This window comes from Streptomyces polyasparticus, from assembly GCF_014493765.1.
Taxonomy (GTDB): Bacteria; Actinomycetota; Actinomycetes; order Streptomycetales; family Streptomycetaceae; genus Streptomyces; species Streptomyces polyasparticus.
In genome coordinates this window covers 77,062-91,424 of the sequence record NZ_JACTVJ010000012.1, presented here as the reverse complement: position 1 = coordinate 91,424, position 14,363 = coordinate 77,062, and the positions used below count along the sequence as shown (strand labels likewise).

Sequence of the window (14,363 nt, the reverse complement as noted above, 5' to 3'; positions counted from 1 at the left end):
GGCTAGCCGAGGTCGTCCAACACCTCGGCGACGGCGGCACGATACGTGCGCAGCGCCTCGAGCCCATCGGCATAGCGGTCACGGTGCTGGGCGATGTCCGCGTCCTGTTTCTGCGCCCGGACCGCGTGCCAGATCTCGGCCGTGCGGTGGCGGAGCTTGCACAGCACGTCCGCGGTGGCGGTGGCCCGCTCCCGCGGTGTGTGCCGGGTGTTGCCGTCATCGCCCCGCTGCCACGCGGAGTCGGTGTACGCGGCAACGGGGTCGGGGTACCGCTTGAACCCCTTCTCCGCCACACAGCCGGACCACTTCTCCCACGCCGCCCGCAGGCGCGGGTCGCGCTTGACGGCCTTGTCGATCTCGACAGCCCGGGTGTTCGCGTAGAGCCAGTCCCGCTTGACGTCGATGCCGCGCATCAGCCGCCGCTCCGCCTCGGCGCTGTAGGCCGGGTGGTCCGCGTACTCGGCGTCCGTCATTCTGCGCCCCTTCGGCTCCAGGGTCCCGGACTCCGCCGGATCCCAGCCGTAGCCCCAGCGGCGAACGGCCCGGAGATCCAGCACCCCGTAATCGGTGCCGACCGCAACGAGCTGGAGCGGATCGGTGGGGTCGCGGGGGTCGAGCGGGAAGTCCGGATGCCCGCGCTCCGCCATGCACTGCCGCACGAGCAGCGCTCTCACCTGCAGCTCTCGCTGGAAGTCCTGCGCCGTGTAGTCATAGCGGTCGGCCGGCAGAGGGCCGAGATCCGACGCCGTACGGATGACGGCCGGCCCTCCCGCACCGGAGACGCACAGCGCCGCAAGCACTGCCACCGCACTCAGCCGCCACGCCCGCTTCGTCATGCGCCGGGATGCTAGCGAACAGCCCGCGGCGGTCCTCTCCGGGATTTGATGACGCCCAGCGGTGCGACACGTATCGTCCAGGCATGCAGAGCGCCCCCATACCCCGTGTCCTCGTCATCGGCCTCGACCCCCACCGGACGCCCGGACTCTGGGACCCCGAGCCGATCGCCAAGGGAATCGAGGCGGGGCTCGCGAAGTTCGCCGAGCATGGCGTGGGCGTCGAGACCTGTCTGGTTGGGGTGGACGGCAGCGAGGACGTGCCGGCGGTCGCCGAACAGGCGCTGCGCGCTCACCCGTGGGAGTGCGTCGTCGTCGGTGGCGGCCTTCGGCACGCGGACGACCTGCTCGGCCTCTTCGAGCAGCTGATCAACCTGATCCGCCGGCACGCGCCCGACGCGGCCATCGCCTTCAGCAGCACCCCGTCCAACACCTATGAGGCTGCCGTCCGTTGGATCACATGACCGTCGTCTCGATTTTCGGATCGGTGTCCGCCATCGCGTACGGAATGACCGGGCGTTTCCGCTAATGTGCGCTCCGGGTCTCCGTCGAGTCCCTTCCCCTCACTCGTTGGACAGGTTTTTGCGGGAAAGGTGCGTATGGATGACCTCTGTCGAGACGTTCTTGGATTCGGCATTGGAGATCGCAGGAGTCACCGGTGCCGCGGTCGTCGACTTCCAGCAACGCAGAGTTCTGGGAGCACGTGACCTCGGCCGGGGACCGGACATGGACAAGGTCGCCTTCGGCGACAGCGATGTGATGCGGGCCAAGCTCTACACGCTGGAGCTCCTCGGCTACCGGCCGGAGAGTGTCGAGGACATGCTCATCACCCTGGAACGCGAGGTGCACCTCATCCGGCCGCTGCTGCGCCTGCGCGAGGGCGGCATCTTCGTCTACTTCGTCGTGGACCGCGAGCGGGCCCTGCCACTGGACGATCTCCGCAGCAGGATCCGAGCGCTGGAGCCCCTCCTGGAGCTGTAGTCACCGGCGCGAGTAGGGTGACGGGATCATCGAAGGAGAGCCCATGAAGACCCGGATCGAAGTCGGCGACAAGGTGGAGGACTTCACGCTCCCCGATGCGACCGGCACACCTCGCGCGCTCTCCGAGCTGCTCGCCGACGGGCCGGTCGTGCTCTTCTTCTACCCTGCGGCCCTCACCCCTGGCTGCACCGCGGAGGCATGCCACTTCCGCGATCTCGCAGCGGAGTTCGCCGCCGTCGGCGCACAGCCCGTGGGCATCAGCTCCGACCCCGTCGCACGCCAGCAGGAGTTCACCGAGCGCCACGCCCTCGGCATGCCCCTGCTGTCCGACCCGGACGGCACCGTACGGGAGCAGTTCGGCGTGGCCCGCGGCTTCTCCCTCGTACCGACGAAGCGCGTCACATTCGTCATCGCCCAGGACCACAAGGTCCTCGAAGTGATCCGCAGCGAAATCCGCATGGGAGTCCACGCAGACCGCGCCTTGGCCGCGCTTCGCGCGCACCGGTGACGACTTGACGCCCAGTGATCTTCAGGAAGGGCGGACATCCGCAGTGGACGGTGCCGGCCAGGGATGGAAGTACGCCCTGAGCGACGAGGACGACGACAGCGATTGCTGGGCGTTCTCGCAGGACGCCAACGGCCTGTTCGTGTCCCACGAAGGGCTTCGACATGTCGAACTCGTGGGCTGCTCTCCGCGGGGAGGTTTCCTGACCTCTCTTGATCACCTTGGCTGCCGCGTTCTGGGAGTTGCACCGCACGGGCCGGCTCAACCGCAACGGCATGTGGGGCGGCCTTGACGCGCAAGGCCGGCGGGCGTGGCTGTCCGTTGCGCTGTGTGCCATGACGTACCAGCGCAGAAAACGACCTGCGGATGCGCCACCGGGCCAGGTGTTCACCCTCGACGGCCGTCACATCACCGACATCGACGGCCTCTACTGCGCATTGGGAGAAGCAGTCAACGGACCCGGAGGCTACTTCGGGTGGAACCTGGACGCGGTGAACGACTGCCTTCGGGGACGATTCGGCGCCACGACTCCCTTCACCCTGAGGTGGCTGAACTCGGAGGCTGCGACCTCTGCGCTGATCAGCCATGACACAGCGGACCGTGAAGGAGCCGCCGACCTGGAGGTGCTGCTCCAGATCTTCTCCGAGCACGACGTCGACGTCCTCATGTGCTGAAAGTGCCGCTGCGCCCGGTTTCCGAGTCGGACAGAACGGTGGAGTCGGCCGCGGGCCCCGCAACGCACCGTGACCGCCACGGACCCGACTGGACTCCGGCACCACCCGCCTCGATCGGCCATTGGTGTGGGCTCTGGGTGCCATACCGGTGGTGGTGGCCGGGGCGCGCCGCATGTGCGGCGTCCGCCGGGCGGGCGGTGGTGAAGATGCACCTCGATCTGTTCGATTCCAGGGCCGGTTCGAGCGTGTTGACGAGCGTGTCGCCGAAGGCCGGGGCCTGGCGACTTCCGTGAGGTCAGGCACATGGGTATGGATTCCCGGCGCGTACGACGCCTGCTGGTGTGCGGTCTGCTGTCGCTGGCGGCCGGTGTGGTGACGGCCGTTCCCGCGGTCGCCACCGGTTCCGATCACGATCACAACGAACCCGTGGGCGACCCCCATGCCCACCATGGGGCGGGCCCCACGGTGAAGGTGCGTCCGCACGGCAAGCAGGGGTCCGACGTCTACTCCGTGAAGGTCCGCGCACTCGGCACCGAGCGGCGCACCCCGGCCGCGGACGGCTCCGAGCGCGTCACGTACGAAGTCGTCGTCCGCAACCGCACCGGCCAGGACTTCCCCGGAACCGAGATCGTGCAGATGCTGCCGGGCGGCGCGAAGGTGGTGTCCTCCGAACCGGAGGGCTTCGTCGACCAGGAGTGGCAGGTCTGGCAGATGGGACTCGACGCGAAGGAGACCGCGACCCTGCGCTCGACGGTCCTCGTCCCGCCCTCCGACGACGCCGATGCCCCGCGCTCGCGCAGCGCTGTATGCGTACGGGTGGAAACAGCGGCCGGCTTCAGCGGCTGCGGGGCGGACGCCCGCCCGGCGAAGAAGCACCCCGCAGGAGCTCACGCCGCGCCCGGCGCACCCGGAAAGCCCGCGGCAGGCGGCGGCACCTCGGACCACGACAGCAAGCCGGCCGCGGACACCGCCACGGCATCGGAAGCAACCGCCGCGTCGAGTGAACCGGCCACGTACAAAGGGATGTTGATCGGGTCCGCGGTGGTGGCGGCAGTCGCCTGCCTGCTGACCGCACGGATCGTGCGCAAACGCCGAGGGCGGACTGCCGACCGCTGATGGACCGCCATACGGCCCTCGGAATGACGGGGCGGGTTCCCGGGCGTCGAACTCTGCGGGTGCGGACCGTGCAGTCGGCCCTTGCCGCTGCCTGTGCGCTGCTGCTCTCCGGGCCGGCCGTGGCAGACAGGGATGCGGATGTCCGGACCGCCCCGGTCATCTCGGTGTCTCCCGGAGACAGCCCCCGAGTACGCGAGATCAAGGCATCGCAAGTGGTGCCCACCCCCGCCCAACTCCGCTGGCAGCAGCATCAGTTGACAGCCTTCGTACACTTCACCACGCGTACGTTCGTGGACACGCCCCGCCCCGACGGACGGCTTCCCGCAGCCGTCTTCAACCCGTCGCGCCTGGACATCGACCAGTGGGCTCGTACGTTCCGCGCCGGCGGCTATCGGCATGTGGTGCTCACCGTCAAACACGGGGACGGCTTCCTGCTCTACCCGAGCGCACACAGCACCTACTCGGTCGCGAGCAGCCCGTACCGGAGCGGAAAAGGCGATGTGCTGCGTGAGTTCACCGACTCGATGCGCCGCGCGGGCCTCTCGGTCGGCTTCTACTTCTCGCCGCCCAACCGCCACGACCTGAACGTGGAACGCAGCAGCTGGAACCCGCGCTATCCCCGCTACGGATACAGCGCCGCCAAGGGCAACCGTGCGTGCCCCGTGCCCGAGCGACGCGTCGCGGGCAAGCCCTCGTTCACCTTCAGGACCGACGAGTACAACTGCGTCTACCTGCGCCAGATGTACGAGCTCCTCACCGGATACGGGCCGGTCACGGAGTGGTGGCTCGACGAGAACGGGACGTCGCACACCCCGCGCAACAACTCCAGGGACGCATTCGTCCCGCCGCCGGGGGTGAGCGGCGACCCGACCCAGCGCTACGACAACGCGGCCTGGCACCGCCTGGCGGAGGCGCTCCAGCCCGGGATCCTGATGTTCAACGGATGGGGCATCCGATGGGTCGGCAACGAGCAGGGCTTCGCCCGAGTCGGCGGCGAGTGGTCCACCCTCGCGGTACGCAACCGTCCCGGCACCGGAGTGCCCCAGCTCAGCCCCGGCGGCGCACCCGGTGACCGTGCGACATGGGCCGGCGCGCGGCATCTGCTCTGGCTGCCCACCGAGGTGGACGTGCCGATGTCCGCGGGCGGCAACTGGTCCTGGAATCCGGGCGAGCGACAGAAGTCCCCGGAACAGCTGTGGCGCATCTACACGGCTTCGGTGGGCCGCAACGCCAACCTGCTGCTGAACTTCGGGCCCGACCGCTCGGGGAGAATCCCCGAGGACCAAGTGGAACGGGCCGTCGGACTGAGGCGGCGGATCGACCGGGTCTTCGGTCGTGATCTGGCAGGCACGGCCCGCACCGCGGTCTCCGCCGACCACCGGGTCGTGGAGCGGCGGTTGCCCCGTCCGGTCACCCTGAACTGGATCGGCCTGCGCGAGGACGTCGCCCGGTACGGGCAGCGGGTGGAGTCCTACAGAATCGAGATCTGGGACGCCCGGCAAGGAGGTTGGCGTCGGGTCGGCACCACCACATGGAACGAGAAGGGCGAGCCGATCCCGGACCTGGACGCCCGTATCGGCTTCCAGCGCTACCAGCACCTGCAGCGACCGGTGACGACGCACCACGTACGCGTCACCGTGACAGCGTCTCGTGGGACGCCGCATGTCAGCGCGCTGACGCTGCATCGCGACTGATGCCCACGTCCGGTTCGTCGATGGGCGCAGGTGATGCAGGAGACGAGAGGGCGGTGTCGGCGGCCCGGATCCGTACAGGGGTGTCCCGTCGTCACCGGGCCGGAGCCCCGAAGGGGCCTTACGCGGTGGTCGCGCGCTCGCCGAGGGTGGGGGCGGGCATGGCGGCGGGACCGTAGCCGGGCCGGGCGCTGTCGAGGATGTCGCGTTCGGCAGGGGTGGCCTGCGCGATCCACTCGGGGGCCAGGGCGGCGTACGTGGTGACGTCGTGCCAGTTGCCCTGGGTCTGGAACAACTGGCGCAGGGTGGCCTCGGGGTGGAGGCCGGCGGCGCGCATGACGTGTTCCATGCGGGTGTGGTCGGAACGGTGGCCGGCCCAGATGCGGTGCAGCCCCAGGGGTCCGAACCCGTAGGCCATCAGGAGGCGTCCCGCTTCGTGGCCGTGCCCGCGGACCGGGGCGTCGGGCAGCAGCACCAGACTGGTGAGCATGGCGTTGCGGCCGTACTCCTCGATGAGCAGACCCATCGTGCCGACCATGATGTCCTGCCCGGGCGGGCACACGGCCAGGGTGTGCCGGCGCCGCGGATGGGTGTAGGGCTGGGCGAGATGCTGGGCGAAGGCGTCCTGGGCCTGTCGGGCGTCCATGCGGTCGACACCGAGGTAGCGGGTGAGCAGCCGGTGGGTGTGGATGCGCTCGAAGGGCGCCAGGTCGGTGGCGCGCAGCTCGCGCAACCACAGGTGCTCGCCGTGCAGTTCGGGCAGCCGGTTCACTGGGCGGCTCCTGCCATCGGGCGTACGACAGCCGCGGCGCGAGTGCCGGCGGGCGCGATGAGGGACTCGAGGTCCACGTAGTACCGGCCGGATGCGACGGGGTCTCCGAGCAGGATCCGGCGTGCGGTGTCCGTGACCAGGGCGCCGCCGAGCATGACCCCGCTGGCGAGTTGGGGCCAGCTGGACAGGGTGCTGCCGATACGGGAGAGGGCGTCGGTCATGGCGGGGCTGAGCCGGCTCTCGTCACAGATGCGCAGCAGGTAGGCGAGCGCGTCCGCGGGGGCGAGGCCGCGCACCTCGTGGGCGCTCAGGTCTCCCGCACGGCCGTGGAAGAGCGGCCGGTCCGGCTCGAGGTCGAAGCGTTCGACGTCGAGCAGGCCGCGGTCGTTGGCGTCCATGAGGACCGGTACGCGGTGCCGGCGCGCGTGTTCGCGGGCGGCGGTCTTGACCCAGGGGGTGTCGCACTCCTCGACGAGCAGGTCGAGCGGGTGCTCCGGGTCGCCGAAGAAGGACTCGATGGTGTCGTCGGTGAGCCCGTCGTGCCACAGCTCGATGTCGAGGTAGGGGTCGATCTCGTACATCTGGCGGGCGCACAGCACGGTCTTGGGCAGGCCCAGATCCTGTACTCCGGCGCGGAGCCGATTCAGGTTGCTCAGGGAGAGGCTGTCGAAGTCGGCCAGGCGGAACGATCCTCCGATGCCCTCCATGGCGCAGGTGAGTGCGGCGCTGTTGCCGACGGACAGTCCGACCACCGCGATCCGCCGCTTCAGCAGGCTCTGCTGCTGAGCGGCAGTGATCTTGTCGCGGTTGCGGTCGGTGCGCACCCGGCGGAACTGCTCGCACGGCAGCAGGTGCACCAGACGGCCGGACCACGGATACCAGGCCCACGTGCCGTAGCGGCCGGGATCGACGCCGTCGGTCAGTTCTTGCACGGCAGCTTCGAGTCGCGCTCCCGAGAGGTCGTCGGCCGGGCGCAGACAGCGCGCCAGCTCCGCGAGTTGATCGTCGATGTGGTCATGCACCTCCCGTACGGAACCGGAGGCGAGCAGCGCCTTCAGCGCGGCCCGGTCGTCGGGTTCGCTGGGACGCAACAGGACGGGGCGGACGGCGGCATGGTGCCCGGGGCCGGGGGCCGTGGAGGGTCCGTGCCCCGGAGCATCGCTGAACGAATTGATCACGATGCCGGAAGTTACCAGTGGCCGATCTTGGAAAGCCCTTACGTCGGAAGACGCGCCCGGTCGAATTCATGCGCGGACTTTCACTACCGTGCGCCCCCCTCAAGCCCCGCGCCCCAAGGGGCCTTTGGGGAGAGGGAGGGGCGCACGACAAGTCATCTGCTTATCGGTTTTCGGGGTGAGTCCTTTTGAGGTACGCCGCATTACCCCCGGGCCCAATTGGCGTTTTATCAACGGGAAGTCGATGCGGGACGCGGTGGTGGGAACGCCGCCCACCCGCATCGCGCGGCAGTACGCATCGCCGGATGCCCAACCGTCGGGCGGCACCCCCGAGTCCGCCTACAGCGGAGCTTCACCGCCCGCCGCCCACTTCAGCATCGCGGCGGGATCCGCGTGGGCGGCCGCGCGATGGTAGGTGTCGTACGCGCCGGCGCCGACCAGCTGGCGTGCGGTGTTCTCACCGAACTCGCGCAGAGGCTGGACGTCCGGCGCGCCGCGCTGGGGGTGGCCCACCGCCTCCCACAGCCGCTGGCCCGCCCCCGAGGCGAGTGCCGCGGAGCGCCCGTCACCACTGGCCGAGTACGCCGCGGCCAACATGTCCAGGCCGAGCGCGATCCCGAAGGTGTCACCGATCTGCTGCTTGGAGGCGAGCATCGAGCGGGCGTGCTCCAGGGCCGCCTCCCCGTGCTGCTCGCGCAGCGCGATCACGCACAGCTGGTAGTCGGTGTACGACCGGATCCAGTGCTCGCCCATGACCACGCACTGGACGCGCAGCGCGCGGGCCGCCGCCTCGCTCTCGTCGAGACGGCCGACACCGGTGAGCGCGAACAGCCGCAGCATCCGGCACATCATCTCCGCGTGCCCGGCCGGCTCCGCATCGTCCGCCTCCTGCGCGCTCCGCAGGGCCTGGTCAAGGAAGTCCAGTGCCTGACGTGCGTTGCCCTGCAACAGGTCGCTCATGGCCTGCAGATAGGCGGCGCGCAACAGTCCGGCCGAGTCCTCGTCGCTGCGGGCCAGGGCCAGACACTGGCGGGCCAGATGGTTGCCAGTGGCGTGATTGCCCTGCAGCAGATGCGTCAACCCCAGCGCCCAGATGGCCCGTTGCCTCGTGTGCATCTGCTGCCCGCTGTCGCCGGCCTGCAGGGCGCGGGCCAGATACTGCTGGGCGGTGTGGGCATGGCCGCAGCAGGTCCAGTAGAAGCCGGTCAACGTGGCCAGCTCGAGGGCATCGTCGACCCGGTGCAGCAGCAGGTAGTCGAGCGCCGCGCACAGATCGGGATGGGCGTCCTTGATCGTGCGGTACCAGCCGGTCTGCTCGGCGCTCGTCCACGTGGAGTCGGCCTGCCGCGCCAGCGTGAGGAAGTACGTGGCGTGTGCGGTGGCCATCGAGTCCAGTTCCCCGAGCTGCGTGAGCCACAGCCGCCCGTACTCGCGCACCGTGTCGAGCAGCAGAAAGCGCTCGCCGCGGCTGGTGACCACCGACTTGTCCACAAGCCCTGCCAGCGCGTCCTCGACGTCCCGCGCGGTCAGCGGGCCCCCGGCGCACAGCGCCGCCGCCATCGGCACGTCGAAGTGCCCGAGCACGATCGACAGCCGGGCCCACAGCAGCCGCTCCTTGGGCGTGCACAGCTCGTGACTCCAGCCCAGCGCGGTACGCAGCACCTCGTGTCGGCGCGGCGCCGGCAGATGCACCGGATCGGATTCCTCGCGGTGCAGATTGTGCCGCGGACGGTGCAGCAGCTCCTCGATGCTGCTGTGCCGCAGCGCCCCGGCCGCGAGCTCCAGGGCCAGCGGAAGCCCGTCGAGATACGTGCACAGCTCGGTCACCTGGTTCAGCTCACCGGGCTGCGGCACCACGCCCATCTGGCCCGCACGTTGCAAGAAGAGCTCCGCGGCGTCCGTCGCACACGGCAGCGGCTCCACCACCACCACGTACTCGCCTTCGAGATGGAACACCTCCCGGCTGGTGGCCAGGATCGTCAGATGCGGGCAGTTGTCGAGCAGCGTCGCCACCAACCGCCGCGAGGCGGGCAGCACATGCTCGCAGGAGTCGAGGACGATCAGCAGATCGCGCTCGCCGATCCACTGGCAGATGACGTCCACCGGCATACGAGGAGTGTGATCGGATAAACCGCACGCGTCCGCGACCAGGGCTGCGAGCATCCGCTCGTCGGACAGCTGCCACAGATCGGCCCAGCAACTGTCGCTGCCACCGGCGGCCTGCTCGAGCTCGACCACCTGCCGGGCAAGGCGGCTCTTGCCGACCCCGGCGGTGCCGGTCAGCGTGATCAGCCGCTGCACCTTCAACGCACTCTGTAATTCGGCAAGTTCCCGATCCCGCCCGACGAACACGGCCCACGCTCCCCACCGTTACCAGGCCCTCGGTCTTGCCGTGACGCTGCTTCCGTCCGGGGCACCGGCCCTGCGGGCCCGCACGCCACGGCACTTGCCACCCCACCCCGCGGGGTCACGCCGAGAACACTCTCCGGCAAGGCATCCTGGCACTTGCACGCGGCCTACGAAACACCTTCGCGGACGTCGGTACACCGAAGCGGTAGCGTCCGATCCGTCTGCGCGCCGCCTGACCGAGGCGCTAGCCGCCCGCGGACTCAGGCCGAGGAGACGGCCGTCGCGTTCCCCCGGCCCGTCGGCATCGGGTACGGGTCGCGGAAGTCGAACGCCTGCGGGCTCGGCCCGTGTTCGCGGATCCATGCCACCTTCGCCATCGCCTCCGCCACCGTCGGCCGGTGTCCGGCGGGCACCCACCACATCGCCTGGTGCCGCTCGCCCAGGCGCTCGAACCACTCCCGTCGGCGGGTGAGCAGGCCCAGATGCGCCGAGCGATACACGTAGTCCTTGAGGGCCTCGATCGATTCCCAGACCGAGCAGTTGATCTGGAGCAGGTCGTCGTCGCTGTCGGGCCGGAGCCCCATTGCGTCCATCCCGCTTCCGTCGACCAGCCGCCAGACGAAGCCGGGGGAGCGGTCGGCGAGCGCGTTGATCTCCTCCAACTTGCTGACGAACCCGGCTATTTGAGGACTGTCGGCCGGCGCGACAAACCGTCCGATGTTGACCTGCGCGAGCTGGAACCCATGCGCGGGCGTTGACGGAGGCACAGAGGAAGGGGCGTGCGTCGAGGAATCGGTCATGGGCTCAGCATGCCCGGACCGACTTCTAACGTCAATGAGTATTGTTTTTAGACCTTGTCGCCGTCGCCTGCCTCACCGGTCCGCTGAAGCGCCACACAGCATCCGCCCCCGCACGGATCCACCTCCACGGACCACTCGGCGCCAGCCGCAAGCCCCTCCACCAGGGCCAGATTCATGCCGCAGATCAGCGCGGGAAACTCCTCGGACAGCGCCCTGAAGGGGCAGTTGCGCAGTCGCAGCACAGCGCCGTCCCAGAACGGCTGGTATCCGCGCGCCGCCAGAGCCGCCTCCGGATCCCCCTGCGCCGCTTCCCCCGCCCCCCGCGCCGCCGTCTGCAGCTCCCGGTCGAGTCCGGCCCGTTCCACCACATCCGCGAGCACCCGGCTCACTTCGTCGTACGAGCGCGGCGGCACCGACACGGCATACTCCCCGGCCGCACGCCGGTACACCTTCGCGGGCCGCCCCGCCCCGGGCCCGGACTTGCCGCTCAGCCGCCGGTAGTCCACGGCGAGAAGACCGGCCTCCACCAGCTTGTCCAGATGATGAGCGGCCAGTGAACGGGACACCCCGACCGCCTCGGCGGCGGCGTCCCGGCCGACGTCGCCGGGCGCCGCCGCCACATGCCGGTACAACTGCCGCCGCACCGGATCGTTCAGTACGCCGAGCACGTCCAGATCGCCGTATCCGGCCCCGCCATCAGTCATCGGACTCATTCGATGATTCTAGAACCAACGCCCGTACGCAATGGAGGCCCGGACGGCACCGCACCGTAGGCCCGTCCTCTTGCGACCGCGCCCCCGGTCGGCCGGTTGCGCGATGCCCGTCGGTTCAGCGGAGACCGGCGAAAAGATCGTTCTCGGGTACGGCAGCGCCGGTGGCGTCCTGGACGCGTACGAAGGTCTCCATGCCCATCAGCTCGCGGAACCGCTCCTTGCCCATCTTGAGGAAGAAGATGTTCTCGCCCTGACTGGCGTGCGCGGCCAGCGCGTCGAACTTCTGGTCGCTGAACGCGGTGGTGTCCACCCACGTGGTGATCTCGTCGTCGGGCAGGCCGATCTCGGCCATCGCGGCCGCCTCGGCGGGATCCGGCTCCGGCATGTCCGGGTGGAACTCCCGCATGATCTCCCCGAAGCGCTGCATGCCCGAGCGGGGCATCGTCGTCCAGTAGACCTTCGGTGTCAGCTGGGCCAGCTCCACCGCGGCCATCGTGATGCGGTGCGCCTGGATGTGGTCGGGGTGGCCGTAGAAGCCGTTCTCGTCGTACGTGACGACCACGTCCGGCCGGTAGTGGCGCATGAGGTCCGCGAGCCGGGTGGCGGCTTCGTCGACCGGGGTCTGCCAGAAGGCGCCGGGAGCGTCATTGCCCGGCCAGCCCATCATTCCGGAGTCGGCGTAGTCCAGGAGCTCCAGATCGCTGATCTTCAGGACGTCGCAACTCGCCTGGAGTTCCTCGCGGCGCATCGCGGCGACGGCCGCCGGATCGTGTCCGGGCTCACCTGGCTTGACGCCCCCTGGTCCATCACCGCAGCCGCCGTCGGTACAGGTCACCAGGACCGTGCGAATGCCTTCAGCTGCGTACCTGGCGAGAACTCCTCCCGTTCCTGTGGCCTCGTCGTCGGGGTGGGCGTGTACTGCCATCAGCGTCAACGGCCGGTCGGTCACGAAAAGTCCTCCTGTAGAACAACCTGTGCGTCCACGCGCCCGGCGCGTGCACCCGCGCCCCTGATCCCTGGATCGCGGCGAGGCCAACCACCTGGTGGCCCGTGCGGGGCTCCCGCACGGGCCCGGAGCCTCGTGCCTGATGCAACCACGGCACCTGGACCGGATGTTCCCGGTCGGCCGCCACCCGGTGCCGGGCATCAGGGTGCAGCCAAAGGAGTCGACTGCGAAGGCCCGTCCTTCAGGACCCGGTGCGCGTCAGACCGCGCATCCTCCCGTACGCGTAGACGCAGCCGGCGAGCGCCAGGTCGGACAGGAGCATGAAGCCGATCGAGTACGAGTCCTTGGCGTTGTAGACGGCGCCCATCACCAGGGGCGGGACGAACCCGCCGAGGCCGCCGACGGCGCCGACGATGCCGGTCACGCTGCCGACCTGCGCCGGCGGCGCGACCTGGGCGACCAGGGCGAAGACGCTGCCGCCGGCCGCACCGAGACCGGCGGCCATGGACAGGAAGCACACGGTGCCGAGCGGGGCGAGCGGCGGGTCGAAGGCCTGGATCACGGCGAACACCGCCACGACGGCCAGAGCCCAGGCGGTGACGGTCGCGGGATGGATCCGGTCGGCCAGCCAGCCGCCGAGCGGCCGCGCAAGGACGGTGACCACAGCGAAGCCCGCGGCCTTCGTCCCTGCGTCCGTGGGCGCCAGGTCGTACCAGGTTTTGAGATACGTCGGCAGATACACACCGAACGCGACCACTCCGCCGAAGCCGATCGCATACAGCGCGGACAGCTCCCAGGTGACCCGCAAGCGCCCGGCCCCCGCGAGGCGTTGGGGGAGCGAGGCGGAGGGGATCGTGCGGTCGGGGTTGTCGGTGATGAGCAGCGCGGCGAGCACCGCGAAGACGGCGAGCGCCGCCGCCACGACGAGGAACGGCAGGTTCTCGCCGTGCTTGGCGATCCGCGGCGTGAAGTAGCCGGACAGCGCCACACCGCCCGTCCCCATGCCGAACAGGCCGATGGCGAACCCGCGGCGGGCGGGCGGGAACCAGGAGTTGACCAGCGGAACACCGATCGCGAAGGTCGTACCGCCCAGACCGAGAAGGAACCCCGCGCCGAGGAGAGCGACATAGGAGTCCCGGGCGGGGATCAGCAGCAGCACCGGTACGACGGTGAGCGCGGACACGATCGGGAACATCACCCGCGCCCCGTACCGGTCGGTGAGCGCACCGACAGGGATCCGGCCCAGCGAGCCGACGAGGACGGGCACGGCGACCAGCAACGACTGCTGGAAGGAGCTGAGTCCCAGCCGGTCGTTGTAGCCGCCGGCCAAGGGCGCGATCAGGTCCCAGGCCCAGAACGTCAGGGTGAACCCGAGCGTCGCCATGATGAGATTCCGGTACGCGGCGGCAGGTGTGCGCGGGGCGTCATCGCTGGGTCGGTCCACGTCTCCACGCTAGGCAGCGGCGGGAGACTCGCGCTCGGTGCTGCTCCGTATGGCGGTGCCGCACGCCGCGGCCGGAGGGTTCGCCGCTACAGACCGGGGAGCGGGTCCTGGTCGATGTCGCGGCGCGCGTGGCCGTTGCGGGTGTCGGGGTCGCATTCGGGACCGTAGCCGCGGGCTCTGGACTGGGGATCGGTGAGTTCGCGGCGGCAGAGCGGGCCGCGGCAGTACACGGGCCGGCGCCCGGTCCCGTCGAGCTCGGCGGGAAGTACTTCCTGACGGTCCATCGGCACCATCCGTATCGGTTCCGCGAGTACGGCATCTCCTGCCGATGCCTGACGTACGAGCATTCTCGGCCGAGCTCACC

Annotated in this window: 15 protein-coding genes; 6 read left to right on the top strand and 9 right to left on the bottom strand. The window is 69.8% G+C overall.

Annotated features, from left to right (window positions below; translation table 11 throughout):
- Window positions 1-2 precede the first annotated feature (2 nt).
- Window positions 3-836 carry a hypothetical protein gene (locus tag H9Y04_RS24970; RefSeq protein WP_236071364.1) on the bottom strand — a complete coding sequence of 278 codons (834 nt, stop codon included), beginning with the start codon at window positions 834-836 and terminating at the stop codon, window positions 3-5.
- An 83-nt stretch (window positions 837-919) separates the two neighbouring features.
- Here H9Y04_RS24970 and H9Y04_RS24965 point away from each other — a divergent pair, with 83 nt between their 5' ends.
- From H9Y04_RS24965 to H9Y04_RS24940, 6 genes are all read left to right on the top strand, one after another.
- Window positions 920-1,297 carry a hypothetical protein gene (locus tag H9Y04_RS24965; protein ID WP_187816253.1) on the top strand — a complete coding sequence of 126 codons (378 nt, stop codon included), beginning with the start codon at window positions 920-922 and terminating at the stop codon, window positions 1,295-1,297.
- Between the two features lie 139 nt (window positions 1,298-1,436).
- Window positions 1,437-1,814, top strand: a complete 378-nt coding sequence (locus tag H9Y04_RS24960; RefSeq protein ID WP_187816252.1) for a hypothetical protein — start codon at window positions 1,437-1,439, stop codon at window positions 1,812-1,814.
- A gap of 43 nt (window positions 1,815-1,857) precedes the next feature.
- Window positions 1,858-2,322, top strand: a complete 465-nt coding sequence (locus tag H9Y04_RS24955) for a peroxiredoxin (protein WP_214661585.1) — start codon at window positions 1,858-1,860, stop codon at window positions 2,320-2,322.
- A gap of 209 nt (window positions 2,323-2,531) precedes the next feature.
- On the top strand, window positions 2,532-2,993 hold the full coding sequence (locus tag H9Y04_RS24950; protein WP_236071362.1) for a barstar family protein: 462 nt from the start codon (window positions 2,532-2,534) through the stop codon (window positions 2,991-2,993).
- 303 nt (window positions 2,994-3,296) lie between these two features.
- Complete coding sequence (locus tag H9Y04_RS24945; protein WP_187816251.1) at window positions 3,297-4,109, top strand: DUF11 domain-containing protein; 813 nt, start codon at window positions 3,297-3,299, stop codon at window positions 4,107-4,109.
- A 254-nt stretch (window positions 4,110-4,363) separates the two neighbouring features.
- Window positions 4,364-5,803, top strand: coding sequence for an alpha-L-fucosidase (locus H9Y04_RS24940; protein WP_187816250.1), 1,440 nt, complete (start codon window positions 4,364-4,366; stop codon window positions 5,801-5,803).
- A gap of 118 nt (window positions 5,804-5,921) precedes the next feature.
- Here the strand turns inward: H9Y04_RS24940 and H9Y04_RS24935 are convergent, their stop codons facing one another.
- The 8 genes from H9Y04_RS24935 to H9Y04_RS24900 all read right to left on the bottom strand — a co-directional run bounded on the left by H9Y04_RS24935 (window position 5,922) and on the right by H9Y04_RS24900 (window position 14,283).
- Entirely contained in the window at window positions 5,922-6,572 is a 651-nt protein-coding gene (locus H9Y04_RS24935; protein WP_187816249.1) for a GNAT family N-acetyltransferase, read from the bottom strand.
- Window positions 6,569-7,750, bottom strand: coding sequence for a ThiF family adenylyltransferase (locus H9Y04_RS24930; RefSeq protein WP_308801087.1), 1,182 nt, complete (start codon window positions 7,748-7,750; stop codon window positions 6,569-6,571). The genes H9Y04_RS24935 and H9Y04_RS24930 overlap by 4 nt, the downstream gene beginning before the upstream one ends.
- Before the next feature lie 336 nt (window positions 7,751-8,086).
- Window positions 8,087-10,099 (bottom strand): ATP-binding protein, encoded by a 2,013-nt coding sequence (locus tag H9Y04_RS24925; RefSeq protein WP_368858441.1) that lies wholly within the window; start codon window positions 10,097-10,099, stop codon window positions 8,087-8,089.
- Between the two features lie 257 nt (window positions 10,100-10,356).
- The gene (locus H9Y04_RS24920) at window positions 10,357-10,896 is read right to left on the bottom strand and encodes a DUF3291 domain-containing protein (protein WP_187816247.1); all 540 of its coding nucleotides are present in this window, start codon (window positions 10,894-10,896) and stop codon (window positions 10,357-10,359) included.
- Window positions 10,897-10,943: 47 nt separating this feature from the next.
- A complete protein-coding gene (locus H9Y04_RS24915) occupies window positions 10,944-11,609 on the bottom strand; it encodes a helix-turn-helix transcriptional regulator (RefSeq protein ID WP_236071360.1) in 666 nt (221 codons plus the stop codon).
- Window positions 11,610-11,724: 115 nt separating this feature from the next.
- Complete coding sequence (locus H9Y04_RS24910; protein ID WP_187816246.1) at window positions 11,725-12,558, bottom strand: PIG-L family deacetylase; 834 nt, start codon at window positions 12,556-12,558, stop codon at window positions 11,725-11,727.
- A 238-nt stretch (window positions 12,559-12,796) separates the two neighbouring features.
- Window positions 12,797-13,939 (bottom strand): MFS transporter, encoded by a 1,143-nt coding sequence (locus H9Y04_RS24905; RefSeq protein ID WP_187816478.1) that lies wholly within the window; start codon window positions 13,937-13,939, stop codon window positions 12,797-12,799.
- 146 nt (window positions 13,940-14,085) lie between these two features.
- Entirely contained in the window at window positions 14,086-14,283 is a 198-nt protein-coding gene (locus H9Y04_RS24900) for a DUF6011 domain-containing protein (RefSeq protein WP_187816245.1), read from the bottom strand.
- Window positions 14,284-14,363 lie beyond the last annotated feature (80 nt).